At 57.2% G+C, this 25,177-nt stretch carries 21 protein-coding genes, 1 tRNA gene, 1 pseudogene and 1 riboswitch; of the genes and pseudogenes, 3 read left to right on the top strand and 20 right to left on the bottom strand.

Annotation, left to right across the window (positions count from 1 at the left end; translation table 11 throughout):
* Positions 1-192: 192 nt before the first annotated feature.
* The 8 genes from ACPDZI_RS08885 to ACPDZI_RS08850 form a co-directional block, all read right to left on the bottom strand.
* Positions 193-1,524 (bottom strand): tetratricopeptide repeat protein, encoded by a 1,332-nt coding sequence (locus tag ACPDZI_RS08885; protein WP_438834561.1) that lies wholly within the window; start codon positions 1,522-1,524, stop codon positions 193-195.
* 191 nt (positions 1,525-1,715) lie between these two features.
* Positions 1,716-2,126, bottom strand: a complete 411-nt coding sequence (locus ACPDZI_RS08880; protein WP_438834367.1) for a hypothetical protein — start codon at positions 2,124-2,126, stop codon at positions 1,716-1,718.
* Complete coding sequence (locus ACPDZI_RS08875) at positions 2,123-6,817, bottom strand: RHS repeat-associated core domain-containing protein (protein ID WP_438834366.1); 4,695 nt, start codon at positions 6,815-6,817, stop codon at positions 2,123-2,125. The genes ACPDZI_RS08880 and ACPDZI_RS08875 overlap by 4 nt, the downstream gene beginning before the upstream one ends.
* Entirely contained in the window at positions 6,814-7,542 is a 729-nt protein-coding gene (locus ACPDZI_RS08870) for a DUF4123 domain-containing protein (protein ID WP_438834365.1), read from the bottom strand. The genes ACPDZI_RS08875 and ACPDZI_RS08870 overlap by 4 nt, the downstream gene beginning before the upstream one ends.
* A complete protein-coding gene (gene tssI / locus ACPDZI_RS08865) occupies positions 7,532-9,613 on the bottom strand; it encodes a type VI secretion system tip protein TssI/VgrG (RefSeq protein ID WP_438834364.1) in 2,082 nt (693 codons plus the stop codon). The genes ACPDZI_RS08870 and tssI overlap by 11 nt, the downstream gene beginning before the upstream one ends.
* 277 nt (positions 9,614-9,890) lie before the next feature.
* A complete protein-coding gene (gene hcp1, locus ACPDZI_RS08860) occupies positions 9,891-10,409 on the bottom strand; it encodes a type VI secretion system effector Hcp1 (protein WP_010634822.1) in 519 nt (172 codons plus the stop codon).
* Between the two features lie 1,177 nt (positions 10,410-11,586).
* A tRNA-Ser gene (locus ACPDZI_RS08855) sits at positions 11,587-11,674 on the bottom strand.
* 146 nt (positions 11,675-11,820) lie between these two features.
* Positions 11,821-12,276 carry a YbjN domain-containing protein gene (locus ACPDZI_RS08850; RefSeq protein WP_161969062.1) on the bottom strand — a complete coding sequence of 152 codons (456 nt, stop codon included), beginning with the start codon at positions 12,274-12,276 and terminating at the stop codon, positions 11,821-11,823.
* 158 nt (positions 12,277-12,434) lie between these two features.
* Between ACPDZI_RS08850 and ACPDZI_RS08845 the strand changes: the two are divergent.
* A pseudogene (locus tag ACPDZI_RS08845) lies at positions 12,435-13,771 on the top strand (flavohemoglobin expression-modulating QEGLA motif protein).
* Between the two features lie 68 nt (positions 13,772-13,839).
* On the opposite strand, the gene ACPDZI_RS08840 reads toward ACPDZI_RS08845, so the two are convergent.
* Both ACPDZI_RS08840 and ACPDZI_RS08835 read right to left on the bottom strand, forming a co-directional pair.
* Positions 13,840-14,421 carry a thymidine kinase gene (locus ACPDZI_RS08840; RefSeq protein ID WP_076359622.1) on the bottom strand — a complete coding sequence of 194 codons (582 nt, stop codon included), beginning with the start codon at positions 14,419-14,421 and terminating at the stop codon, positions 13,840-13,842.
* 86 nt (positions 14,422-14,507) lie between these two features.
* A complete protein-coding gene (locus ACPDZI_RS08835) occupies positions 14,508-16,088 on the bottom strand; it encodes a Na+/H+ antiporter NhaC family protein (protein WP_194758538.1) in 1,581 nt (526 codons plus the stop codon).
* Positions 16,089-16,174: 86 nt separating this feature from the next.
* Positions 16,175-16,346: riboswitch (Lysine riboswitch) on the bottom strand.
* A 321-nt stretch (positions 16,347-16,667) separates the two neighbouring features.
* Between ACPDZI_RS08835 and ACPDZI_RS08830 the strand changes: the two genes are divergently transcribed.
* Entirely contained in the window at positions 16,668-17,072 is a 405-nt protein-coding gene (locus ACPDZI_RS08830) for an H-NS family histone-like protein (RefSeq protein ID WP_011705701.1), read from the top strand.
* Positions 17,073-17,138: 66 nt separating this feature from the next.
* Here ACPDZI_RS08830 and ACPDZI_RS08825 read toward each other — a convergent pair whose 3' ends face one another.
* The 5 genes from ACPDZI_RS08825 to ACPDZI_RS08805 all read right to left on the bottom strand — a co-directional run bounded on the left by ACPDZI_RS08825 (position 17,139) and on the right by ACPDZI_RS08805 (position 20,080).
* Positions 17,139-17,702, bottom strand: a complete 564-nt coding sequence (locus ACPDZI_RS08825; RefSeq protein WP_011705700.1) for a cob(I)yrinic acid a,c-diamide adenosyltransferase — start codon at positions 17,700-17,702, stop codon at positions 17,139-17,141.
* Complete coding sequence (locus tag ACPDZI_RS08820) at positions 17,699-17,929, bottom strand: DUF3820 family protein (RefSeq protein ID WP_017410178.1); 231 nt, start codon at positions 17,927-17,929, stop codon at positions 17,699-17,701. The genes ACPDZI_RS08825 and ACPDZI_RS08820 overlap by 4 nt, the downstream gene beginning before the upstream one ends.
* Position 17,930: 1 nt before the next feature.
* Positions 17,931-18,602 (bottom strand): 7-carboxy-7-deazaguanine synthase QueE, encoded by a 672-nt coding sequence (gene queE, locus ACPDZI_RS08815; protein ID WP_175610162.1) that lies wholly within the window; start codon positions 18,600-18,602, stop codon positions 17,931-17,933.
* A gap of 61 nt (positions 18,603-18,663) precedes the next feature.
* Positions 18,664-19,371, bottom strand: a complete 708-nt coding sequence (queC, locus tag ACPDZI_RS08810) for a 7-cyano-7-deazaguanine synthase QueC (protein ID WP_429042576.1) — start codon at positions 19,369-19,371, stop codon at positions 18,664-18,666.
* Between the two features lie 22 nt (positions 19,372-19,393).
* Positions 19,394-20,080, bottom strand: coding sequence for a tRNA-uridine aminocarboxypropyltransferase (locus tag ACPDZI_RS08805; RefSeq protein WP_429042574.1), 687 nt, complete (start codon positions 20,078-20,080; stop codon positions 19,394-19,396).
* Between ACPDZI_RS08805 and rrtA the strand changes: the two genes are divergently transcribed.
* Complete coding sequence (gene rrtA / locus ACPDZI_RS08800) at positions 20,010-20,588, top strand: rhombosortase (protein WP_429042571.1); 579 nt, start codon at positions 20,010-20,012, stop codon at positions 20,586-20,588. The two genes, ACPDZI_RS08805 and rrtA, sit on opposite strands and share 71 nt — an antisense overlap.
* Before the next feature lie 47 nt (positions 20,589-20,635).
* On the opposite strand, the gene pyrF is transcribed toward rrtA, so the two are convergent.
* The 5 genes from pyrF to rpsA all read right to left on the bottom strand — a co-directional run bounded on the left by pyrF (position 20,636) and on the right by rpsA (position 25,106).
* Positions 20,636-21,337 (bottom strand): orotidine-5'-phosphate decarboxylase, encoded by a 702-nt coding sequence (pyrF, locus tag ACPDZI_RS08795; RefSeq protein ID WP_168965503.1) that lies wholly within the window; start codon positions 21,335-21,337, stop codon positions 20,636-20,638.
* 101 nt (positions 21,338-21,438) lie between these two features.
* Positions 21,439-22,605, bottom strand: a complete 1,167-nt coding sequence (gene lapB / locus ACPDZI_RS08790; RefSeq protein ID WP_194758543.1) for a lipopolysaccharide assembly protein LapB — start codon at positions 22,603-22,605, stop codon at positions 21,439-21,441.
* A 9-nt stretch (positions 22,606-22,614) separates the two neighbouring features.
* A complete protein-coding gene (locus tag ACPDZI_RS08785) occupies positions 22,615-22,899 on the bottom strand; it encodes a LapA family protein (protein WP_011705692.1) in 285 nt (94 codons plus the stop codon).
* A 156-nt stretch (positions 22,900-23,055) separates the two neighbouring features.
* Complete coding sequence (ihfB, locus tag ACPDZI_RS08780; protein WP_011705691.1) at positions 23,056-23,340, bottom strand: integration host factor subunit beta; 285 nt, start codon at positions 23,338-23,340, stop codon at positions 23,056-23,058.
* A gap of 95 nt (positions 23,341-23,435) precedes the next feature.
* Complete coding sequence (gene rpsA, locus ACPDZI_RS08775; RefSeq protein WP_011705690.1) at positions 23,436-25,106, bottom strand: 30S ribosomal protein S1; 1,671 nt, start codon at positions 25,104-25,106, stop codon at positions 23,436-23,438.
* Positions 25,107-25,177 lie beyond the last annotated feature (71 nt).

The following is a 25,177-nucleotide window of genomic DNA, read 5'->3' as shown; positions in this document are numbered from 1 at the left end:
ACCAGACAAAAATATGTAACAAAAAATGACAATTCAAGAACAAAAAATCCCTTCACCATGCCAAACAATGAAGGGACTGAAGAACATAATATGCACGACGATATCACCAGGATAAGGCGGCTTATATCAAGCGCTCTGGGTCATCGACCGTTCAGGTAGATTGTAAACTCATCATTGTTGACAAAAAATAGACTAACTGTTCAATTTCTTCCCTTGGGAAAGCGCTACAAACCAATGCTGAGCAAGTTTTTGCCCTGCGCTCTTCTCTTTTTCAGTCATACCTTTTTCAAGCTCGTCACGTGCTTCAGAAGCCTCACTATTTCCATCCGTGGCAGCAAGCAGATACCACGCATAAGCATGCAGTCTATTGCGTGGAGCTCCCAACCCCTGCTCTCGCATCATGCCCATGCGGTATTGGGCTGATCGGTGCAGGGCATTGGCGGCCAGCCGATACTGTTTAAGCGCCTGCGGGTAGTCTTCCTTGCCGCCCAATCCCAGCCGTAGCATCTCGCCATAGGCATAGTGAGCATCGACGTTGCCCTGTGCTGCTGCCAAAGCAAAATACTGGCGCGCTGTGACGAGATCCCCTTGCTCTTTCTGCCATTGCGCCAATGCTAGCTGGGCTTCGCTGAATCCCCCTTCTGCGGCACGTGTCAACCAATGTTCTCGCGCGGCGCTATCGCTCTGTTGCAGGCTCAATTGATATTCGGCCTCGTGGGAACCACTGCCTGCTGCCAGCTCCAGCCAATAACGGCCAAGCGCAAGATCCTGGGCAACCAGGTCACCGACCAGGTAGGCTTGTCCCAACCACAGCTGAGCCGATACAGCCCCCGCATTGGCAGCTCGCTGATAGAGGCCGAATGCCTCTTCAGATGGCGCCTTGCGCGCCAGAACCAACAAAGCATCCGGCTGTTGCTGAGCGGCGGCTTTCTCATACCAGCGCAGGGCAAGATCAGGGCGTTTGCTCACCCCTTTCCCCTGTTCATAGCGAGCGCCAAGCTGGAATTGGGCATCACGATTACCTTGTTCGGCGGCTTTCTCCAGCCACTTGACGGCATCTTCATCAGCCCCCGCCTGACCTGCATACCACTGCCCCAGAGCCAACTGGGCATTCGCATGATCGCGCTTGGCAGCTTGTTCGAACCAGTCAAGGCACTCACTGGCCAGCTTGCCCTTGTGCCGTTGCCGGCAGTCCTGACCCAGTTGATAGCTGGCCTCCGAATTGCCCAACTTGGCGGAGCGCTGCCACCACTGCTTGGCCAGTACAGGATTTTTAGGTTCTCCCAACCCCGCCTGATACCAACTTCCCACCTGTAGCGCAGCCTTGCCCCTAATATCGGCATCCGCCGCCAGCGGACCGACTTGATCGGCAGCCTGCTTCATCCAGCGCATCGCCTCGGGATAATCCGGCTTGGCCGCCAGACGGTTGGCTAGCTCATATTGCGCCTTACCCTGGCCCTGCTGGGCAGCTTGAGTCAATTCTGACTCAGAGACATTTACTGGCGATACTGAACAACCAAACATTAACAATGAAACCGCACACAGTAAGTTATTTTTTTTCATAAATAATGCTATGTAATCCATCAATATCCAAAAATAATTTCACACACCACTATTAATAGCTAGCAACTAAAAACCTGTCGGTGTAAAAACCCGCCATTGTGCATACAAACGGAAATAACAGTTAATTAATACTGAGACTAGTCTATAATAATTCACATTGAGACTATACACTCACTATTAATACATAACTCCCCACGCAGAGATATTCTTTCCCCCACTGACAAACCAGTTGACTTCTCAAATGAAACAGAAACTACGCCTAATAAATCATTACTAATTAAAAATAAGTCATCTTCAACTCTCTCAATACAAACCCCACTCAGTATAGTACTTGGCGAACGAACAATCGGCTGCTCAAACATCACATCCAAATTTCGCAACAACACCGCATACTCAATATTAAATGAATTATCTTTTATAGTTGCATTTAATATCTCAGTGTCAACACATGGTACATCAGCATATTTACTGAAGACTGTTGTCGTACAATATATAACTAAACCACCAAGGATAATTTCTAGTTCTCTTTCATACCCTAGAGCGTTGGCTGCTATAACTTTCATTGCATTTTCCCAAAAGACTTTGGATCACTAGGCATCATCGATTGTATTTTCCCATGTCGTAACACAACAACAACACCTTTCGCCTCTTTCTGTGCACCAGGCCTAAAATATATTTTTTTATCATCAGGCAATACTTTTTCAACTCCAGATGAAACAACACTTTTGGCCGACTTAGTGAAAGCTTCAAAACCTTCTACAGATGGACTAAACGTCCCCTCTGGCAAACCAAGTCGCTGCTCAAGAGACGGTATTCTTTCCGGATATTTATCCCAATAATCTACAAAGTGCTTGACGCCTTGGTTGGTTCCATCAGGCAGTGTTCCCCACTCTTTTGCTGAGTCACTCTTAGCTATTGCATCCTTCACTCCAGGACAAACCATCTGGATATTTTGAAGTCCTAACGGGTCAACCCAACCTATAGGATTAGGGGCATACTGATAGTTATTCAGCCCACCGGCCAAGCCTATCGGGTCGGGGGTGATAAATCTACCCGTACCGGGCTGATAGTAGCGGTGGCGGTTATAGTGAAGTCCCGTCTCGGCGTCAAAATACTGCCCCTGGAAACGCAAGGGCGTGGCCACCTCGGCGATCTCTTCGCGCCAGACATTGCCATAGGCTCGATAGCGCACCTGCCAGGCGGTAGTCCCGCTTGTGCGGGTCAGTGCCAATGGTGTACCAAGGTGGTCAAGCTGGTAATGGAATACCTCGGCCTTCTGCCCTTCCCCTTCCAGTTGTGCCAAGGGTTTGAAACTGCCTGGTTCATAGATAAAGCTGCGGTACTGCTCGTCAGTACGGCGCTGATCATCACCGAGCTGATAACTGCTCTCGGCAATCAGGTTGTTGCCCTGCCACAAGAATTCGGTGACCTGCCCGCCTTTTGCTCCACTCACCGTCTTGCGAATGCGACGACCAAAGGCATCGTAGTCATAACAGGCGTTGCTGCCATCGGGCAGCTCGGCCCTCACCAGTTGATGTTGACAGTCGTAGTGATAGCGGGTCACCAGTTGCTGGCCCTTGCCGCGCCGCTCTACTGCCAATCGGCCAAATTCGTCGTACTCGAAGTGACGATCCCCACTCAACAGCAGCCGGTTCCCCTGGGTACGGGCACCATCGAACTGACCACCCGAGCTTTCACCCAGGAGGTTGCCGGCAGGGTCATGCAGGAAGCGCTCGGTCAACTCGCCCCGCACCTCCAGCAAGCGGTCCAGCGGATCGTAGCGGTAGTGCACTTCTCCCTGCACACTGTCATCAATACGTAGCAGGTTGCCCGTTCTGTCATAACCGTAACGCCGCTCGCGGGAGACCTGTTTGCCCCGCTGCAGACGCAATGCCGTCAGGCGCCCCTGCTCGTCATATTCATACTGCTGAGTGAGCGCCCCTTGCTGCCTGCGCAGCTCAAGCCCACCCACCACTTGGTGGCGCGTGAGCTCGGCGCCGTTGAGATCAATTCCGCCAAGCGCGCCGTGCTGATAGTGATAGCCAAGCTGGTTGCCGTCAGGCAGCTGCCAATGTGACCGCCGCCCCATGGCATCGTATTGGAAATAGCTTGAGGCCCACCCCTGATGCTCGGCCACCAGATGGCCGGCGCTATCGTAGTCAAATGCCAGGGGCCAGGCACCATCATCGACCCGGATGAGCTGACCGTGGGAGTCGTACTCAAAGGCGAACTCGCGGCCATCTGGCAGGGATTTTGTCAACAAGCGCCCCATGGGGTCGCGCTCATAGCGAGTGACCAGTTCGGTCTCCTGCTTGCCGAACTCCACCTTTTCGCTCAGACGTCCGTTGAGGTCATAACGATAGGCAGTGGTGCGCCCATCAAAACCGGTTTCCCGTGCCACCAGCCCGTTGGGATGGTAGTGGATACGATGCTGTTCCCCATGCTCGTTCTCAATCTCGCTGAGGAAGAGCTTGGCGTTGTCATAGCGGTATTTGAGCTCGCTGCCATCTGGGTTGATGCGCCGACTCACCAGATGCAGACCGGGGTGATATTCAAAACGTGTCTCACGTCCCTGCTCGTCCCACTGCGCCGTGACCTTGCCATAGGCGTTGTACTCATAGCGGCGAATGCCGCCTCCGGGCAAATGAACGGTACTCAGACGATCGGCCGCGTCCCATTCATAGCGTGTGATTGCGCCACGCGGGTCTTGCCGCACGATCTGGCGGCCCCGCTCATCATAGCGCCAACGGCTTATCCCGCCATCGACCCCTTTCTCTTCGATCAACTGGCCTAGGCGGTTCCACACCAGCTCGGTGCGGCTCCCGTCTGGGTGAACCACAGCGCAGAGCTTGCCCTGGGGGGTATAGTCATAACGGGTTTCGCTCCCCAGAGGATCCCGCCTGGCAATCAGATCGCCTTGCAGGTTGTGCTCGAAACGCCATTCGCGCTCCCCCTGCACTATCTTGCGAACCCGGCCATCCCAGTATTGATAGGCAGTTTGAGTGCCATCGGGAGCCACTTCGAGGGCCAACAGCCCCTCTTCGTCATAGTGATAATGGGTCTCGGCACCCAGCGGATCACGGACCAGCACTTTCTGCCCTTTGGCATTGTAGGCAGACTCGGTAATGGCACCATCCGGATCTCTCTGGCGAACAAGACGCGCCTGACTGTCGTGCTGATACACCTCCTGACTGCCATCGGCATTGATGACCGTCACCTCGCCCTTGTCATCATCCCAGTCATAGATGACATCAAAACCCGCCACATCGCTCCAGTGACGGATGGCTCGGGCGGCCTTACCCTCCCCTTCCCACTCCCAGAAGAAGGCGGCACCGCCAGCCAGACGGCGCTCCACAATAACCCCATCATCACGATAGCGATATTGCTCGCACTCCCCGGTCCCATTCTCGGCCGCTACCAGGTGACCATGGTCATCGTAGTGGTAGTGTTGCAGCGTGGCCTGGGACTGCCAGGCAATGCCATCAAAGCGCTGCAACTCGAGCGCCATGATGTGGTCGCCCTCATAGGTGAGACGAAGGGCCAGCCCCCCTTCGTTTTCCACCCAGGCGGGGCGTCCTTGACGGTCCGCACGCACCGTCAGTCGATTGCCATAGGGATCGGAAAAACCGGTCAGCCGCCCGCTGTCGCCATGCCAAGTGAAATGCAGGAATGGTGAACCGGCCTTGGCTACGATGACCTCATCAGTCTCGTCACCGAGGTAGACCGCCGCCTCCGACAGCAGGTTGGTCGCCATGGGTCTGGCTACCGATGGCAATGGCAGCTCAGTTGCCAAGGACTCCTCATCCCACCAGGTCAGGGTATCGCCGTGACGTTCAAGCCGGTGCGCAAGGGCATGAGTCCAGCCGATCCCCATGCCGCAGGATTGCGAGACGGCGGACGTGCGATAGAGGCGCCCAAAGACAAAGGACAGCAAACCGGGCAGTTCGCCATCTTGCAGGGCCAGCAGTTCTTCCCCGGTCACCATGGAGACCGGGCAGTTGTTTTTGCAGGTTTTGGCTTCAGGTTGATGGGGGCGATTGGCCGGGGTAACCGCCTGTTTGGAGGCATCCGGAGTCTTGTTCACCTGCTTGATCTCGGTGTGCCCCTGGAACCGGCGTTTGGCCGCCGTTCCTTTTTCCACCAACGTTTTGGCATTGCCATCGACCAACTTGAGATCCGCTTTTTTGGCCGGGCTCAACGGCGCCGCCCCCGCGACCAGTACCTTCTTCGCCTTCTGGGCGTGCTGGGCCAAATTGTGCTTTTTGGAGAGATTGACCAAGGAGGTGACTAGTCGCATAACCCGGTCACTGTTCTTGGCCATGGAGGCAGCCTTGGCACCATAGCGCGCCGCGAGGCCAGCTCCTCCGGTCAGCACCACACCGATGATCACATCAATCAGCACCGACGAAATCACCTGAGCACCAAACTCGGTTTGCTGATCAGGGGGCAACATCTTGACCCAGCACACCAAGGCATAGGCATAAAGATAAAGCAGCGCTTCATCTTGCAGTACCAACATGGCAGCTTCCATCTGGGAGGCCCCAGCCTTGGCCATGGCCGCTGCGTCCACTCCGAAGGCGGCCAGCTTTTTGGCGTTGCCTACCGGATCGGCCAGCAGGTTGTAGATGGTTTTAAGATCGTCCCACACCCCGACCAGTGCCTTGCCGATACCGCTTGCTGCCGCCAGAGCATGGCTGCCAAACCCACCACCAGTACCGCTGTAACGAGCCCAAGCAGCCTTGTGCTCACTGTTCCACTCCTTGGTAAGCCATGCCTCCAGGTCTTTTTGAACGGGCACATAAGAGGTGAACAAGGTATCCAGATCGCTCTTCTTCACATTGGGGTAGAAGGTCACTCGATAGGACTTGCCTGGGGTTAGCTTACCGACCTCGGCAATGCCCTTGCCATCCAGGGTTCCCTCCTTGGCTACCGCCTCGCTGACAAATCGTCCGCGCACCAGTTTCCCCGCCTCTACCTTGTACGGGGTATTGCCGATAGGAATAAAACGTACGGATTCAAACAGATGAACCAGGCGCAAGGTGCCGCTTAGCGGGCATTGCGTCACCACGGACTGCGCCTTCTTGCTGTTGGACGATGCCGTGATGGTTTTGTCGCCCACCTTGATGGTCTGCTCCATGTCCATGCTGAGCATGTCGCCCAGAAAGAAACACTCGGCATCCTTGCGATAGGCATTCAGAACGTTGCGATAATCGGCGATCACTTCGTTGAAGACGGCCTGGCCGGCATTGCTCATGCTTGAACCTCGTTGATCAGCGCCGCTTCCAGCGCCGGAAATAGATCGATATCAGGGGATGAATGACGGGAGACAAAGCGAGCAACCTTGCAGCGCAGGTTCGCCTCTGGAAATGACCAGTAGAGCTGACCGTTTTGATCCGCCAATTGCTGCATCAGGTTGTTGACGAGGGGGCCGGTATCCTGCCTCGCCAATGTCGCGGCAATGGCAGGGGGCAGCGCCCACCAGGGAAAAGGACGCGCAGCACGCGGCTCCGTAGGAGCCCATGAGAATGCACGCCCAAGACACCACAAGCTCCGCATCTCAGGCAGCAGTGCAGTCACACCGTCACCAAGCTGATTGACAATGCTCGACAGGTACTTCCCATCCCAATAACGAAAGAAGACCGCATCCCCCTGATGCCAGACCTGGGTCAGTCCCTGCAGATGAGCATAAAGGGAATCGATAGACTGATCGCTTGCAACGAGCCAACCCCAGTCATGCGCATCCGTCGTCTCCGCCCAATCGATGAATGGGCTGTCTTTGTCGAGCATTACCAGATAGGGCATCACAGACAACCAATCATGGTAAGGTGTGCCCAGATATAGCCCTCGTGGTGTGTCTCGACCATCCAGCTGGTAATAATGCTGCAAAGGCGCTGCGTCACTCGCCGCCCCCAGTAAGGCGTAAAGGGGAGCAGATTGCATCTGCACCCATTCCTTCAGTGCTGTGGTCTCAAATTTCACAACCACTCTCCTTGCATTTTTCGCACTCTTCACAGAAAGGGGCGGCACTCTTCATGGTGGCCAGTTGGGCAGGGCTAAGCGGTACTTTGGGTATAGGGGGTACACTGACTCCCAAGGGCCCTAGTGGCGATTTTCCAGACCACCCAGTTCCCGAGCCGGCATTGCCACCCGAGTTCATCTTGATGGTGGGGCCGACCAGAGTGACGCCGCCGCCATCAACCTTGATAAAGCAGCCACCTACCTTGACGGTAATTTCAGAGCCAGCTTCCAACACCACCTTGGCACCGGCTTTTACATGCACTTCCTGCCCCGCCTGGGTGAGCCAGCGCTGACCAAGTTTTTGATGCATGGAGGCATCCACGGTCAGCGAGTAGTCAGCCTTGATATGGTCCCGCTTCTCTCCTTCAACGGTCAGATGATCGTTGCCAAGACTGGGCGGGGCCCCCTCCTCACCCGGTACCTTCCTGACACGGGTCACCCGCTCGTTGTCGATATCCCGATGCTCGTCGTGTTTGATGTGCCAGGCGGCGTCGTTCTCGATAAGCACGTTCAGATCTTTCTGACCGTGGATATAAATCTCTTCCTGCCCCGCCTGGTCTTCAAAGCGCAGTTCGTTGAAACCCTCCCCCTGGTGGGTTTCGGTGCGCAGCACGGTGCGGGTCTTGTTGGCCGGCAGCTCGTAGGGCGGCCGATTGGTGGCGTGGTAGGTACGACCGGTGATGATGGGCTGGTCGGGGTCCCCCTCCAGGAACGAGACAATGACCTCGTGGCCGATGCGCGGGATGGCAATCATGCCGTACTGACCGCCGGCCCAGCCCTGGGAGACTCGCACCCAGCAGGAGCTCTGGTCGTTGCTCGAGCCGTAGCGGTCCCACGGGAATTGCAGCTTGACCCGGCCATGCTCGTCGCAGTAAATCTCCTCCCCCTCGGGACCCACCACCATGGCGATTTGCGGGCCATCCACCATGGGCTTGTGGGGGGCCTCGGGGCTGCCGATGCGTGCTCGCCAGGTAGTGCTCGCTTTCACCACCCCGAATTCGTTGTGATAGACAGTGGGGCCGCTGCCGCCTTCCTCTTCCAGCGCCTGCGGCTGCAAGCCGGTGTGCTGGATGCGCACGATTTGCCAGTCGGTGTTGAGGCTGCCGTTGGGGTGTTCGGTGAGCGAGAAGCTCTGCCCCGGCTGCAAGGCCGCGCAGTTGGACTTAGCCTGGCCCGCCACCGCGTCGTTGCGCAGCGCATCCAGCCGGTGCTGGGCAAAGGCCTTGCCGCTGCCATCCTGCTTGTAGCGACCCGGATAGTCGAAGTGCTGGTAGGTATCGCGCTGGTGTTCGAGCTCTGCGCCCTGTTTCTTGTGGGAGAGACCATAGGCCGGCGTCTTGAAGCTGTAGTCTTTGAGCTCCACATCCGAGGGGCGTACCGCCTCGCGGTAGTGGAACTGGCGGACATAGGGGCCTTGCTCGAGGGAACGATTGCCTAGGTTGAAAAAGAGCTCGGGGCCGGCGGTCAGGGCGGCTGCGTCATCGGCAAACACGATGCGGTGCTTGCCCGCTTCAAACTCGTGGAAGTAGAACATCCCCTCTTCGGCGGCGAGCCGGTTCACGAAATCGAGGTCAGTTTCCCGGTACTGGACGCAGTATTCCCGCTTGGCGTGCTCGTTTTTCAGGGCAAACGCATAGTCGGTGATGCCGTGCTCTTGCAACAGGATGGAGAGGATTTCATCGGACTTTTGCGCCTGAAAGATGCGGGAGTTCTGGCGAAGTGACAGCCGCCACAGCGCCGGCTGTACCATGAGCTGATAGCGGGTGCGGCGAAAACCGCTGTCACCCTGCGCGAAGTCACTGACCACCCCGCACACCCGGCGCTGCGGCTCGCCGTTGTACCACACCATCAGCTCGCACGGCTGGTCCAGCACGGCACCAAAGTCTATGTCGGGCTGGGCACTCGCCAGCTCCAGGCGCAGGCTGAACGGCCGGTTGAGCGCTTCCTCCAGCGCAAACTCGGCCACCACAAAGGTGCTCTCGGGCAGGGCCCCCACCTTGACGGTAAATTGTAATCCTGTGCTGTCTGCCATCGCTGCGCGCCTCTGAGATGTCGTGTAGCCCCATCGGGTGGGACACTGCAAGCCGGGTGAGAGATCCGCCTTCGCCCCGGTTTTTCTGACACCATGGCTACCGCACGCCCTTGACGGCGTGCGGCAAGACGTAAACCCGGATTTTTTCTTGTACCCGCTCACGCCAGGCAAACGGACATAAGAAAAATGAGGGAGAAATAAGCTGACTTGGTTGAAAGCAACGGGCTATGGGTGAGGAAAACAAGGGGCACCGCACGCAGTGCCCCTGATTGGCAAATTACGCCTCGATCGGCGCGCGCCAGTCGTCCGCACCGGAAGTGCCGGCAACTGTGTGTTCCCAATCGATTTTGCGGTAGGCCAGAGAGACCTGGATCAGCTGGGTGAAGTCAGACTTCGCCGGATCCTGGCAGTGCGGCATCTGGCAGTCGATGTCAACGATGGTTGCATCGGTAAGCACGGTAGAGAAGAAGTGCTCCTGCTTGCCCTCGACAGAGGTGCGGTACCACTTCAGGGTCACTTTCGGCAGCATTTCGCCGGACGCCAGCGAGTTGTACATCAGCGGCACGGCCTTGTTCAGCGCAACGGTGAACTTGAACGGTTTGTGGACACGCTGACCCGCAGGCTGACCGGATTGCGGGTCAGTCGGCACGGTCACGACGTGCTGGAACTCTTGTACCAGCATCTCGTCTTCGTGACCTTGCACGAAGATGTTGCCGACGGAGTCAGAGGTGAAGGCACCGGCGGTGATGTTGCCCTGGGTTTTACCTTCGATGCTGATATAACATGGAGTTGGCATGGGTATGCTCCTGATTGGTTGAACGGTAATGACACTCGACCGAATCCGTTAGCAGTGACCATGCCAAACAGTTTTTTCTTTAAAAAACAAACGATTAAAATAAACTCTCACTTGCACAGCCGCCATGCGGCGCAACAAGTTGCGTAGTTGGCACATAAAACCACTATTCCTTGCACAACCAGCACTAATCACTCAATAAATGGCAATCCATTGCGCAAGGCAGAGTTTATATCTATTCCCATCACCAATTACCCAGGGTTCACTCACTGAGCAAGAGGCTCTTTGCCAGTTAAATAGCGGGACACCACAGACTCTCACCGTGGCAAAGATAAACAGAAAGAAGCGCGCCAAGAGGTCTTCGAAAGTCAGGCCTCTTGGCGTCAGAGTAACAAAGAAGAAGAGAAGCAACGTGATGAGCGCACTGCTCAACAAAATGGGGCAGCTTGGCAAGCTTCCTTGCACAAAGCACAGCATCACCCATATAGCCAAGCAACCGACCATCAGGCCGGTTACTTGGATAGTGTGATATGGCTAGCGAGGAAGGAGCATCGCGGGGCAATCTATGACTGCCACTGACTACATGGCTTTGGCTCTATATTCCCTGCCCTTCGCATCGACAGATGTATCACCGGCCAGCAACAAAAAAGCCCGACCAGCAGGTCGGGCTTTTAAAGTGGGCAAGTGGCTCAGAATTGATTCGCGCCATCCCTGACGCTCACCCTGTGGGAGGGCTGTGACCGTCCAGCCGGGCTACCCTGCCCGCAGGTCGAGCCTGGGTCAGAACCGGGCAGGCAGTCTTCAGCCGATAAAGTAAAAGGGCCTATCGCAAGAGAGGCCCTTTTACGTTGTTTGGGTATTATGAGGAGAGGATCATTCGCCACTGCGTGGCTCATCCCTTCGAGGCTGCCTGCGGCCGTTCATCGCAACAAGCTGTTCTGCTCGAACCCGGCGAGGGTTTTCACCTACCCGCTGTGGGCATCAGTTTTACTGTACTCCCAGAAGCAAAAAACCGACCATCAGGTCGGTTTTTCAATTTGTACGCTGGGTCGGGATTGACTCGCGCCATCCATGGCGCTCGCCCTGCGGGCGGCCTCTGGCCGTCCAGGGCCCGAACCGCGCCGCCCGTCACCGAATAAAACAAAAGGGCCTGTCACAAGACAGGCCCTTTTGTTTTATTTGGCGGTGAGGGAGGGATTCGAACCCTCGATACGTTGCCGTATACACACTTTCCAGGCGTGCTCCTTCAGCCACTCGGACACCTCACCAAATTTTGGTCTGTTGTTTAACGTGCTCAGCAAGCACGGTGTTCGCTGCGCCGTTGCGCTGGAACGGGGCGTAATTTAGGGGAAAGCCCCGCCGGCGTCAACGGCTTTTTGCATCAGGCGAACCGTTCGCACATTTAACGCACAAATCAGTGCACAGACTCCGGTGCAACCTGCATTTCCGGCAGATTCAGGAAGCCCAACCGCTCGCATTCGGAGACCACCTCATGGGTGGTGGCGATGGTGCTTTCGACGAACAGCAGGAACTGCTCGACCGAAAGACCGGCCTTGGTGAAGACTGTGTGGCCCACCACCAGACGCGGCAGGTTGTCATCGATGATGTCGAGGAACACCTTGAGCGACGGGTACTGCATGTTGAGACGACCCAATTCGGCCACCAACGGCAGCAAGGCGGAGGGACGCACCTCCAGCTCCGATGAAAACAGCAGCCCTTCCTCTTCGACGAAGATCCGGCTCTCCTGAATGCCTTCGACGGACTGCAGAGAGACAATGTGGATACCGTGGCACTGATCACAGACGTAGTGCTCGATACGAGCCTGCTGCAACCAACGCATTATCATTTCGGAGCTGGGGATATTCATCATTTCCACGACACAATTGGGATCAAGGGGCGCAGTCTAAACCAATTTTCCGGCAACCAAAAGCGCACTGGCCGGATAAGCACATGCCTCGCTTCTTTTTGGCAAGCCGCCTGCATATACTCAGCCCATTCCAGCGCCACACTCGCCCCACAGGGGGCTAAATGACCATCCAAGAAAAGTACCGCCTGCATCTGAAATCCCTCTCGGATGAACTCTTGATCCTGCAAAAGCCCATCCGCATTCTGGATGCCATCAAGTGGCCCCGTCACCTGCAGGCCGACTTTTTGGCCAGTGGAAGACGCACGCTGCCGGCCGTCAACAAAGCCTTCTATGATAGGCTCCCCCTCGGCTTCGATCCCCGCAACAAGTATCTGGAGCTCAAGGAGCTGCGGGACAGGATCCGCCGCCGACTCGGTCCCCAGGACGAGCTTGGTCGCATCCTGCAGGAGACGGTGGATCAATACATGGTGGTCATCGAGATGCTGCGCCAGCGCGGCCAACCGGACTTCCTGCGCTACAGCCAGCTGCTGTACGGTTCGGCCGGCGATCACCTGCGCGGTGATCGCAAGACCCTCAAGGAGCTGGGCGCGAGGCTGTGCGACATCTTCTCCCTGCCCGGCGCCCGCCACCTGGTCCGCCCCTACCCCAAAGAGTTCGAGGGGGAAGCGGCGGTGGCCAAATTGCAGGGCAAGCTGTCGAACTATTTCAGTGACGGCACCGTGCAGGTCAAGCTGAGCGATGGCATCGTCTCGGACGCGGCGGCCGGCGGCGATTACATCAAGCTCAACTCCAACGCCCGCTTCTCCGAGCTGGATCTGCAGGTGCTGGAGGTCCACGAGGGCTGGGTACACGTGGGCACCACCCTCAACGGCCGCCAGCAACCCTATGCCACCTGGCTCAGTGCGGGCTCGCCGCGCATCACCGCCTGTCAGGAGGGGTTGGCGGTGCTGATAGAAACCCTCACCTTCAGCTCCTTCCCGGACCGGGCCAAGCGCATCTCGGATCGGGTGATGGCCATCGACATGGCGGAGCGCGGCGCCGACTTCATCGAGGTGTTCCAGCACTTCGTCGGCCAGGGCACCAGCGAACACGACGCCTACAAGATCACCCAGCGGGTGTTTCGCGGCGGCATGGTCGAGGGGGAGCCTGCTTCACCAAGGATCTCTCCTATGTGAAGGGCTATGTGGAGACGGTCAACTTCATCCGCAGCGCCGTGCTGGAGGGGGTTCCCGAGATCCTGCCCATGCTGTTTGTCGGCAAGGTGACCCTGGACGACATCCCGGTGCTCTATCAGCACTATCTGGAGGGGCTCATCAGTGCGCCCCGTTATCTGCCCCCCATGTTTCGCGATCTCACCGGTCTCTATGTCTGGTTTGGCTTCGCCTCTGGCATGTCGCTGGTGGATATCGGCCGGGTGCAGCAGCACTTTCGCCAGCTGTTCCACCGCCTGCCGGTGGCCGATCCCATCATAGCCCCCGTCGACATCGAGATTGACTGAACCGCCAGCAACAAAAAAGGCGCCAGATTGGCGCCTTTTTCTATCCACTCATCGCAATGAAGAGGGAATTATTTGAAGGCCCGTCCTTCCAGATAGTGTTTGCGGCACAGGGAGACATAACGATCATTGCCGCCGATCTCCACCTGCTCACCATCGCGCATCACTTGCCCTGCTTCATTGACCCGGGAGTTCATGTGCGCCTTGTTGCCACACCAGCAGATGCTTTTCAGCTCCTCGAACTTGTCGGCCAGGCAGAGCAGGTGGTAGGAGCCGGGAAACAGCTCACCGCGAAAATCGGTCTTGAGGCCGTAGGCGATCACCGGAATGTCTTGCTCGTCGACGAGACGGGCCAGCTGATAGACCTGTTCCTTGGTCAGGAACTGGGCTTCATCGACAATGAACACATCGATATGTCGCTCGGCATGGCGGGCTTTTACCATCTCGAACAGATCGCAGCTATCGCTGAACACTTCGACTCTCAGCTCCAACCCTACCCGGGCACTGATCACACCGGCCCCGAAGCGGTCGTCGATGGCGGGTGTCATGGCCAAGGGATGCATGCCCCGCTCCAGATAATTGAAGTGCGCCTGAATGAGCTGGGTCGATTTGCCTGAATTCATGGTGGCAAACTTGTAGTGCAGTGAAGCCATGGTACTGTTCCGAAACTGAATTTATGGGGCGCATGCTAACCAAAGCCCCCAGTAAAACCAAGGGGCCTGGCGGCCCCTTGTATTTTTTATGCGATGGCCAGGGCCGCTTGGGACCTTGCCTTGCGCAAATGGTAGCTGGAGAAGATGACGAACCAGAGTGCACTGACGCTGAAACCTGCCAGCACCGAGTGCATCAGCCCCATCACCAGATAGCCGAGGGCGGCGCCGAAAGCGATGGCCAGAGCATAGGGCAGCTGGGTCATCACGTGGTCGATGTGGTGGCAGCCGGCACCGGTGGCCGACAGGATACTGGTGCTGGAGATGGGCGAGCTGTGATCACCGAACACGGAACCGGCCAGCACGGCGGCCAGCATCGGCAGCATCAGCGTGATGTCACTGGCCGCAGCCATGTCACCGGCCAATGGCAACATGATGCCGAAGGTGCCCCAGCTGGTGCCGGTGGCAAACGCCATGGCGCAGGAGAGGATAAAGACCACGGCAGGCAGCACTTCGATGGGCAGGTTGCCGTTGGCAAGCGATGCCAGGTACTTGCCGGTCTCGACGTCACGCACCACGGAGCCGATGGTCCAGGCAAACAGCAGGATATTGATGGCCGGCAACATGGCCATGACCCCCTGCGGCGCAGCCTTGATCCAGTTCTTGGCACCGAGCTTGAGACGCATGGCCAGACCGATGGAGACCACCAGGCTGCACAGAGCACCATATACCAGGGACGAGCCGACGTTGGTATTCTCGAACGAGCCGAGCACGCTGAACGGCTCGCCATTGGCGGCCAGCACGGCCGCGCCGGAGTCAATCATGAAATAGACGGTGGCCGCGGTCAGGGTCAGGATCGGCAGTACCATGTCGATCATGCCGCCGTTGCTCTCCTCCGGGCTCTCCATGTCTAGGCCGATGGGGCGCCCCTTGGACTCATCCCACAGCTTGCCTTCCAGCGCCCACTGCTCGTGCTGACGCATCGGGCCGATGTCGAGCTGGAACGCGATCACCACCAGCACCATGATCAGGGTAAACACCGCATAGAGGTTCATCGGGATCATCTCGACAAAGGCGGAGATGGGGCTCTGCCCGGTGATGCCGTGAGCCGCCATGATGCCGCCTACCAGGGCGATGATATAAGCCCCCCAGGAAGAGATGGGCATCAGCACGCAGACCGGTGCGGCGGTGGAGTCCAGCAAGTAAGCCAGCTTGGCGCGGGAGATCTGGAAGCGGTCAGTCACCGGACGGCAGATGGCCCCCACCGACAGGCTGTGGAAGAAGTCATCGATGAAGAAGGCAAAGACCATCATGCCGGTCAGCGTCTTGGCCCCCTTGCGGGTCTTGGCGCGCTTGGCGGCCCACTCGGCAAAGGCCCGGGTCGCACCGGAAACGCTCATCAGGCTGATGAGGCCGCCCAGCAGCAGCATGAACAGCAGCATGTTGATGTTGTCACGGTTGAGTGCCCCGTCGACCCAGAAGATCTTGAGCACGGTGTTCAACATGTAATGCAGGGAATCGAGGGGAGAAAACTGGTTCAGCAGCAGACTGCCAGTGACTATGCCCACCCCCAGCGACAGCAGGACGCGACGGGTCAGGATTGCCAGGGCAACGGCCAGCAGGGGCGGAATGATTGACCAACCGGAGTCGGCGTAGTGAATGATGTCCATGATCTCTTTGCACCTAAAGACAGCAGGTGGAGATCTACCGAGAGGATAAAGAAACAAAACCCATGGGGAGGTAATACTCCTCAGCCCCTTCAGGTAGCGCTCCATAGTGGATGACTATGGCAGTCCTGCACCTATTAGATGCAGAACCAGCAGCCCGGTATGATGGCCTGGCCACTTCGGCGCTGACTCCTTTCCTCGTGCATCACAGGCATCACCCTCCGCACAAGTAGTCATAGGCAGCGCGCCTCTACTTAAAGGTATTCGAGGCACATTTTATCGTGCCGGCACGTTATAGCAAGTTTTTTGATTAAATCACCAAATGGCGCGGTTTAAAACGGCATAGTGGTAGTCAAATGGTGCAAAGATTATGATTTTGTCGCTATTTTCATCTATCAAGAACTCAGTCGAGTATGTATGTTGCCAATATTTCTGAATCGGGCCTGAATCCAAAATAGATCACTTAATTTCCACTATGAATTTATTAATTCAGCTGACTTGACTTGATCATAAATGGCCGTATAAATTAGCCAAAATTACTATATCTATTTAATTCACTCTTTTGCTCGCGTGGTGAACACTATGAACGAATTTTTGAAAGTCCTGCTGAATGTCCGTAGCCTGCGTGCCGCTTGCCGTGAGCTGACGCTGGAACAATTGGAAGAAGGTCTGGAAAAGCTTTCCGCTATTGTAAGCGAGCGCCAGCAGGATGAAGCCGCCGAGCGTCAGGCGCGCGAAGAACATCTGCGCAAAATTAACGAATACGCCGAAATGCTGAAAGCCGCCGGCATCGATCCGGCCGAATTGGTTGGTACCGTGGCCGTTGAACCCGCCAAGGCCAGCAAGGGCAAACGAGCTCCCCGCCCGGCCAAATACCGTTATATGGACAACGGCGTGGAAAAAACCTGGACTGGCCAGGGCCGTATGCCTTCCGTGATTGCCAAGGCCGTTGCCGAAGGTAAATCTGTCGAAGAATTTGCCATCTGATAAAGCCGTATCGGCGCAATAAAAAACCTCGCATCGCGAGGTTTTTTATTGTCTGTAGCCTGGCTATCAACCCCGCTCTGCGGCCTTGACCCAGAGCACTTCGGGGGTCGCCGTACAGGCCAGCAGATAGCGTGCAATGGTGAAGAACCAGTCACTCAGCCGGTTCATGTAGGGCAGAATGGCCGGATTGAGCTGCTCGCTGCGGCTCAGGGTCAGCAGCAGACGCTCGCAGCGCCGGGTGAGGGTTCGTACCACATGGGCTTGCGCCGCCGCACGGGAACCACTGGGCAAAATAAAATTGCGCAGCACAGGTAAATTGGCGCTGTAGGCATCAATTTGTTGCTCCAGCCGCAAGGTCCACTCATTATTCACCTGCCAGATGGCTGCTTCCTGAGCGGCGCTGGAAAATGCCAGCTCCCCACCCAGATCGAACAATTCCTGTTGCAATAATAACAAGTCAGCCAATAATCCGGTTTCGGCCGCAGGCACCTCGGCAATAAGAAGACCTATATGAGAATTTAATTCATCAATATAACCATAGGTTTCTACCCGCATATCGTCTTTGGCCAGTTGCAGCCCATCGGCCAGGCGAGTCATGCCCTTGTCACCCTGCCTCGTATATATCCTCATACCGACATCCTGTTAATAATGGGAACAATCATGGATTCAAGCCCGTTGAGCTTGATTTCATAGGCCAGCGCCAGCGTTTGACCCAGTGAGCCGGCGGGAAAACCGGTGCGGGCCAGCCACACCAGATAAGGCTCCGGAATATCGATGATGCGACGTCCCCGATATTTGCCGTATGGCATCTTGTTGGTCAGGGACAACAATACCCGCTCGTCGGACAACCACTCCATCTCAATCGATATCCAGATATTTATGGGTCTGGATGGAGAGCCGCCAATTGCGGGCAATGCAGGTTGCCATCGCCAATTGAGTGGCCCTGGGTTTCTGGCTGATGGGTTGCAGCGCGATCACCACGTTTTCACGCAAGCGGGCGGTGGCCAGCAGCGCATCGAGCTCCTCCACATGGCGTTCGGTAGCCACCGGATGCTTGATCTCGTTGGCCCGCTCGAGAGCAGAGACCAGCACCGGCAGCCCTCCCTTCATATTGATCTTGGGGGATACGGTGACCCAGGTCTGCTCATGGGTCTGGATCTCGCTGGTACCGCTGGTTTCGATCTGCACCTGATAACCCGCCTCAATCAGGGTGGCAGAGAGATCCTGCAGATCATAGAGGCAGGGTTCCCCACCCGTGATCACCACGTGGCGTGCCTGATAACCGAGCTGCTGGAAGCTGGCCAGGATCTGCTCCGTGCTCATCTTGCTCCAGCCATCAGATTCGTTGGAGCAGTCGAGTACCGCCTGTACCCCCACTTCACGAGCAGGATCGACCACCCAGGTATGACGGGTATCGCACCAGGGGCAGCCCACCGGGCAGCCCTGCAGGCGAACGAAGATGGCGGGCAGGCCGGTGAAGACCCCCTCCCCCTGGATGGTCTGGAATATCTCGTTGATTGGGTAGTGCATCTTGGTCACGGCTGGTTGCAAAAGTCGCGGATTATACCCCAAGCATGGCCGAGGCGCAGGTTCAGCATCGGCTTTTCTCGCCCAACCCGGTTTTTTGGTGCAAGCGCGTCGTCACGCCCGCTTTGTCGGCCAGGTACTGCTGCAAGCCGCGACTACGCAGATCGCAGGCAGGACAGGCACCGCAACCGTCGCCGGCAATGCCGTTGTAGCAGGTGAGCGTCTGCTGGCGCACGGTGTCGAGGTGGCCGTAGTGATCCGCCAGTGCCCAGGTCTCGGCCTTGTCGAGCCACATCAGCGGGGTCTCGAAGCGAATGGCGCGGTCCAAGCCCAAGGAGACTGCCTGATTAAGCGCCTTGACGAACTCGTCACGGCAATCGGGGTAACCGGAGAAATCGGTCTCGCACACCCCGGTGATCACGGCCTCGGCCCCCACCTGATAGGCGTAGATGGCGGCCAGGGTGAGGAACAGGATGTTGCGGCCCGGTACGAAGGTATTGGGCAGACCGTTGTCCTGCAGCTCGAAGCTCACCGGGATCTCGTCCCGGGTCAGGGCCGAGATGGCCAGCTCGCCCAGCATGGTCACGTCCATCACCTTGTGGGCGGCGATGCCGAGCTGGCTGGCCAGACGGCGCGCCGTCTCGATCTCTTCCCGATGGCGCTGGCCATAATCGAAGGTGATGGCGTGCACTTCGTCATAACGGGACAAGGCCTGGACCAGGCAGGTGGTGCTGTCTTGACCACCACTGAATACCACGACGGCTTTTTTCACGAATTACTCTCCTCTGGGCAGTTCAACTGCGCCGGCCCTGGGCAAAATCGTGCCACTGCCGGTTCAAATGGGTAAAAAGGGTCATCAGCGGGGCGAAGCGATCGGGCGCCCTCTCCCACTGGGACAACAGATGGTAGCCCGCTTCCAGGGTCGACAGCGCCTCTGGAAACGGCTTCTTGCGAATGGAATATTGCCCCGCGACGGCGTCCAGCTTTATCCGCGGCAGCTGCTGCAACTCAGGGTTGCTGTGCAACATCCGGTAGGCCTTGCGCCAGGTTCCATCGAGCAGCAAAAAACAGACCCGGCGAGCCGGCTCAGCCGCCCCCCTCTCCCGCACCCTGGCAAGCGAGATAGCCTCCTCATCCGGCCACAACAAATAACACTGCAGCGCGGGATCGGCCAGCAAGGCAGCCAGCTCGGGGACGTCGGCCACCTGTTCGCCTACATGCAAGCGGGCCTGCGCCAACGAGGCGGCCAGCAGAATAGCGGTACCCTTGGGATGCCCGACTTCACTTGGATGCTGCAAAATATGGAGAGGGGCGCGATGCGGCACCTGCCGAATATAATCACACAGACAGGCTTTGAGGGCTCTGGTGCAACGTGTACAGTAGCGGCTCTTGTTGTCGTCGGACTGTTTCATGTTGTCAGAAAAATCAGGATTGCTCTGGGTCATCACGCTTTCACTCGCCAGTTTGCTGCTCTTTTTCATCGTGCCGAATCACCAGCTCTCCTTCGATCGCACCCTGATAGCCCAGGGTGAAGGGTGGCGCATCATAACAGGCAATGTGGCCCACACCAATCTGTGGCACCTGCTGCTCAATCTGAGCGGGTTGTGGGTACTTTACAGCCTGTTTCGCGAATACCTGACCGGTTTTAGGCTGCCGCTGCTGCTGTTGCTGCTCGGCTCCGCCGTCGGGCTCGGTATCTGGTGGTGGTGTCCGCAGACTCAATGGTACATGGGATTGTCGGGCGCGCTGCACGGCCTGTTCGTCTGGGGGACGCTGCAGGATATCCACTATCGCCGCTACTCCGGCTGGCTGATGCTGGCAGGGGTGGCGATCAAGCTCGGGGTGGACTTCTACAGTGCGGGGGAAAGCCCGGTGTCCGCCCTCATCGGCGCCAGGGTACACATTGAATCACATCTGATTGGCTCGGGCGCCGGCCTGCTGCTCGGCCTGCTCCCGATCACCCTGCGCGAGCCCGCTCCCAAGGAGTGAGCCGCCCCTGATGCAATGCCGGCCCCATCGGGCCGGCATCCTGTCCATTATCGATTTGCCAGCTCTGTATTGATGCCTGCCAGCATAGCGGCAGGATCGGCCGCCTGGGTGATGGGGCGGCCAATTACCAGATAGTCGGCCCCCGCCTCCACCGCCGCCAGCGGTGTCATGACTCGGCGTTGATCGCCGGCTGCCGAGCCAGCGGGACGGATCCCCGGCGTCACCAGCTTGAAGTCGGCACCGAGCAGCGCCTTCAATTCACGCGCCTCTTCGGCGGAGCAGACCACCCCATCGAGCCCCGCCTCCTTGGTCAATTTGGCCAACCGGATCACCTGCTCGGCCGGGCCGACAGTGAGCCCCAGCGGCGCCATGTCGGCCTGCTCCATGCTGGTCAGCACGGTCACCCCGATAAGCAGCGGCGCCTTGTCGCCATAAGGCAGCAACGCCTCCTTGGCGGCCCGCATCATCCGCTCGCCACCGCTGGCGTGCACGTTCACCATCCAGACGCCGAGCTCGGCACTGGCGGCCACCGCCTTGGCGACGGTGTTGGGAATGTCGTGAAACTTCAGATCCAGAAAGACATCAAATCCCTTGGCAACCAGCTGACGCACGAACTGGGGGCCAAACAGGGTAAACATCTCCTTGCCTACCTTGAGACGGCACTGGGCCGGGGAGATACGTTCAATGAAGGCGAAGGCATCGGCCTCGCGCTGATAATCCAGCGCAACCAGTACTTTGGGATCTAGCATCTCACTTCCTATCGATGGTTATTCGCCGCCCGGAGCTTGGCCCCGGCTCGACCTGAAAACACCAGGCCGCAGGGGCCTGGCTCATGATCTTGTGGTGACTCTTACTCCCCGTCCAGGCCGCGGATCGGCTTGATGGACCCCCACTGGCGGCAGGAGGGACACTGCCAGAACAGGGAGTGGGTGGCAAAACCGCACTGCCGGCACTTGTGGGTGGATTTGATCTTGATCTGCTCGCCAACCAGCTGCTGCAAGAGCTCAAGGCTCTCCTTGGCGGGGCCCTCCTCAGCGCTTGCCAGCTGGAAGCCCACCAGCTGATAGAAGCCCTTCATGGAGGGATGACGGCGCAATTGGCGCAGCACCAGCGCACGGGCCTGACTCAGGCCGTCGCGCTCCTCCACCAGCTTGGCCAGTGCCAGGGTCACGCTGACGCCGGCATGATCCTCCACCGCCTGCTCCAGCAGGGGGATGAGATCGTGGGCACGACCCAGCCGCTGATAGCACTCGTTGAGGGAGGGAATGGCTTCGGAGGCAAAGTCGATATCCTGCTCGAACACCCTCAAGAGATCCTTGCTGGCCTGCTCGAACTCCCCTGCTGCCATGGCCAGTTCTGCCAGACGCAGGCTGGCACGGGCACAGGCGGGGTTGACGCTGAGCGCCCGCTTGAGCTTGGCAAGCCCGGCGGGGTTGTCCCCTTCACGTAAGGCGCTCTCTGCCTGCTCGCAGTAAAAATGGGAAATGGGTTCGGCCAGTTTCTTGCCCTGAAACTTCTGCAGCCGTACTGCCACGTCGATGGCCTTGTCCCAATCCCGCAGTTGCTGATGAATGATCAACAACTGGGCCAGCGCAGTCTCTTCATAGTCGCTGTCATCGCACAGCTCGTTCCAGAGCGCCTCTGCCCTGTCCAGCAGGCCGGCAGCAAGAAAGTCGCGCGCCAGCTCCTGCAACGCCAGCTGGCGCTGTTCCCGGGTCAGCTGGCGGGTGACCAGGTTCTGGTGGATCTTGATGGCACGATCAACCTCGCCACGCTGGCGAAACAGGTTGCCAAGGGAGAGGTGAGTTTCGATGGTTTCGCTGTCCACTTCCAGCAGCTGGATAAAGAGATCCACCGCCTTGTCTGATTCATCGGACAACAAATAATTGAGACCCGCCACGTACTGGCGGGAAAACTGGTTACTCTGTTTCTGGGTGTCCTGGCGAACACTCCTGCGCCCCATGTACCAGCCGTAGCCGGCAGCAATGGGCAACAGCAGGAAAAGCAGTTCAAGCATCGAGGGACATTATTCCTTGGCAGCCGACCGAGCCAGCTCCAACTCGCGGGATTGACGGCGCATGGTGCGATTGAGGGTGCGATTCTGCATCTTCAGACGCAGGAACAAGAGACCGAATACCAGCCAGCCCAGCAGGAAGCCACCACCAAAAAAGAATCCCAGCAACATGGAGAGTGAAAACTCGCCCTGGGCAATCAGATAGTTGAACTGCACCAGCTGGCCATTTTGCGAACCGACGGCCAGGGTCAGAATAAACACCAGCACCAGTGGAATGAGGGCCAAGATACGCTTCATAGGAGCTCCCTGTCAGTATCTAATGAAAGGCTGATTATCCTTAAAATCACCGGCAGACTCTAGAGCGAATGGGAAAAGACTTGGAGAAACCGGACAATTGCCACAAGGCAAACCATAAAAACAAAAAAGGCATACCCAAGTATGCCATTTTCTGCATTATTCAGCGATGTTCACTCGCTCGCGTAACTCTTTGCCAGGTTTGAAATGGGGAACATATTTCCCGGTCAATTCAACCTTGTCCCCGGTTTTGGGGTTGCGGCCCACGCGGGGGGCACGATAGTGCAGTGAAAAACTTCCAAATCCGCGGATTTCAATCCGGTCGCCGTTTTGCAAAGTCGATGCCATCTGCTCAAGGATCTCCTTGATGGCAGCTTCGACATCCTTGGCCGGCATATGCATGCGGCTGGCAGCCAATTGTTCGATGAGATCTGATTTGGTCATAACGTTAAATCTCCTTCCCCGATCACATGCAATATTCATTACGCCAATGATAAAAAAGGGCGGCGTGACACGCCGCCCTTTTCTTGCATCAAGGATTATTCACCCTTGGCGGCTTTGAACGCTTCAGCCATGGCATTGCTGAACACAACTTCTTCTTGTTGGTTCAGGCTGTCGATAGCAACACGCTCATCAGCCTCGTCCTTAGCGCGGACAGACAGGCTTACAGTGCGGTTCTTGCGATCAACGCCCATGAACTTGGCTTCAACTTCGTCACCAACAGACAGCACCAGAGTGGCGTCTTCTACGCGGTCACGAGCAGCGTCGGAGGCACGCAGGTAGCCTTCTACGCCGTCAGCCAGTTCGATCACGGCACCCTTGGCATCAACCTCGGTAACCTTACCCTTCACAATAGCACCTTTCTTGTTGTCAGACAGGTACTTATTGAACGGGTCTTCTTCGATCTGCTTGACGCCCAGGGAGATGCGCTCGCGCTCCGGGTCCACTTGCAGAACAACGGCTTCGATCTCGTCGCCCTTCTTGAATTCACGCACGGCTTCTTCGCCCTGGTTGTTCCAGGAGATGTCAGACAGGTGAACCAGGCCGTCGATGCCGCCATCCAGACCGATGAAGATACCGAAGTCAGTGATGGACTTGATCTTGCCGGAAACACGGTCGCCCTTGGCGTGAGTTTCGGCAAACAGCTGCCACGGGTTGGATTTGCACTGCTTCAGACCCAGGGAGATACGACGACGCTCTTCGTCGATGTCCAGAACCATCACGTCAACCACGTCGCCAACGTTAACAACCTTGGACGGGTGGATGTTCTTGTTGGTCCAATCCATCTCGGATACGTGTACCAGGCCTTCCACGCCTTCTTCGATTTCAACGAAGCAGCCGTAGTCGGTCAGGTTGGTCACGCGGCCAGACAGACGGGTAGTCTCCGGGTAACGCTTGGCGATAGCAACCCAGGGATCTTCGCCCAGCTGCTTCAGACCCAGGGATACACGGGTACGCTCGCGGTCGAACTTCAGAACCTTGACTGCGATCTCGTCGCCAACGTTGACGATTTCGGAAGGATGCTTAACGCGCTTCCACGCCATGTCGGTGATGTGCAGCAGGCCGTCAACACCGCCCAGATCTACGAATGCACCGTAGTCGGTCAGGTTCTTGACGATACCCTTAACTTCTTGACCTTCTTGCAGGTTAGCCAGCAGGCTTTCGCGCTCGGAGGTGTTCTCGGTCTCGATCACGGCACGACGGGAAACAACAACGTTGTTGCGCTTCTGGTCCAGCTTGATGACTTTGAACTCGAGTTCTTTGTTTTCCAGGTGAGCGGTGTCACGGATCGGACGCACGTCAACCAGAGAACCCGGCAGGAAGGCACGGATGCCGTTCAGTTCAACGGTGAAACCACCCTTGACCTTGCCGTTGATGATACCGATAACGGTAGCTTGCTCTTCGTAAGCTTTTTCAAGCTGCAGCCAGGCTTCGTGGCGCTTGGCTTTTTCACGGGACAGCTTGGTTTCGCCGAAACCATCTTCGATAGAGTCCAGAGCCACGTCAACGGAGTCGCCTACGTTGATTTCCAGCTCGCCCATGGCGTTCTTGAATTCTTCAGCCGGGATAGCGGACTCGGATTTCAGACCGGCGTCAACCAGAACGAAACCATTTTCGATAGCAACGACAGTACCCTTGACGATGGAACCTTGACGGGTTTCAACGGCGTTCAGGGACTCTTCAAAGAGTTGAGCAAAAGATTCGATCATTGTTTATGTCACAAATGAAACATCCACTTGCAATCCGGCACAAGCGGGGTTGTTTTAAATTATCTGCGCCA

Origin of the sequence: Aeromonas oralensis (genome assembly GCF_049665575.1) — a bacterium.
Lineage (GTDB): Bacteria > Pseudomonadota > Gammaproteobacteria > Enterobacterales > Aeromonadaceae > Aeromonas > Aeromonas hydrophila.
Note: the sequence above shows the minus strand (reverse complement) of the source record. Positions and strands in the feature narration are given on the sequence as shown.

Coding starts and splice junctions, on each gene's coding strand:
- ACPDZI_RS08875 (WP_438834366.1), bottom strand. CDS start 6,817: ATGAGCAATGCCGGCCAGGCCGTCTTCAACGAAGTGATCGCCGATTAT.
- pyrF (WP_168965503.1), bottom strand. CDS start 21,337: ATGCTAGATCCCAAAGTACTGGTTGCGCTGGATTATCAGCGCGAGGCC.
- rpsA (WP_011705690.1), bottom strand. CDS start 25,106: ATGATCGAATCTTTTGCTCAACTCTTTGAAGAGTCCCTGAACGCCGTT.
- rrtA (WP_429042571.1), top strand. CDS start 20,010: ATGTTGTCAGAAAAATCAGGATTGCTCTGGGTCATCACGCTTTCACTC.
- ACPDZI_RS08830 (WP_011705701.1), top strand. CDS start 16,668: ATGAACGAATTTTTGAAAGTCCTGCTGAATGTCCGTAGCCTGCGTGCC.
- ACPDZI_RS08805 (WP_429042574.1), bottom strand. CDS start 20,080: ATGAAAAAGAGCAGCAAACTGGCGAGTGAAAGCGTGATGACCCAGAGC.
- ACPDZI_RS08850 (WP_161969062.1), bottom strand. CDS start 12,276: ATGATGAATATCCCCAGCTCCGAAATGATAATGCGTTGGTTGCAGCAG.
- ACPDZI_RS08880 (WP_438834367.1), bottom strand. CDS start 2,126: ATGAAAGTTATAGCAGCCAACGCTCTAGGGTATGAAAGAGAACTAGAA.
- ACPDZI_RS08840 (WP_076359622.1), bottom strand. CDS start 14,421: ATGGCTTCACTGCACTACAAGTTTGCCACCATGAATTCAGGCAAATCG.
- ACPDZI_RS08835 (WP_194758538.1), bottom strand. CDS start 16,088: ATGGACATCATTCACTACGCCGACTCCGGTTGGTCAATCATTCCGCCC.
- ACPDZI_RS08785 (WP_011705692.1), bottom strand. CDS start 22,899: ATGAAGCGTATCTTGGCCCTCATTCCACTGGTGCTGGTGTTTATTCTG.
- lapB (WP_194758543.1), bottom strand. CDS start 22,605: ATGCTTGAACTGCTTTTCCTGCTGTTGCCCATTGCTGCCGGCTACGGC.
- ihfB (WP_011705691.1), bottom strand. CDS start 23,340: ATGACCAAATCAGATCTCATCGAACAATTGGCTGCCAGCCGCATGCAT.
- tssI (WP_438834364.1), bottom strand. CDS start 9,613: ATGGCAGACAGCACAGGATTACAATTTACCGTCAAGGTGGGGGCCCTG.
- hcp1 (WP_010634822.1), bottom strand. CDS start 10,409: ATGCCAACTCCATGTTATATCAGCATCGAAGGTAAAACCCAGGGCAAC.
- ACPDZI_RS08825 (WP_011705700.1), bottom strand. CDS start 17,702: ATGAGGATATATACGAGGCAGGGTGACAAGGGCATGACTCGCCTGGCC.
- queE (WP_175610162.1), bottom strand. CDS start 18,602: ATGCACTACCCAATCAACGAGATATTCCAGACCATCCAGGGGGAGGGG.
- ACPDZI_RS08820 (WP_017410178.1), bottom strand. CDS start 17,929: ATGGAGTGGTTGTCCGACGAGCGGGTATTGTTGTCCCTGACCAACAAG.
- ACPDZI_RS08885 (WP_438834561.1), bottom strand. CDS start 1,524: ATGTTTGGTTGTTCAGTATCGCCAGTAAATGTCTCTGAGTCAGAATTG.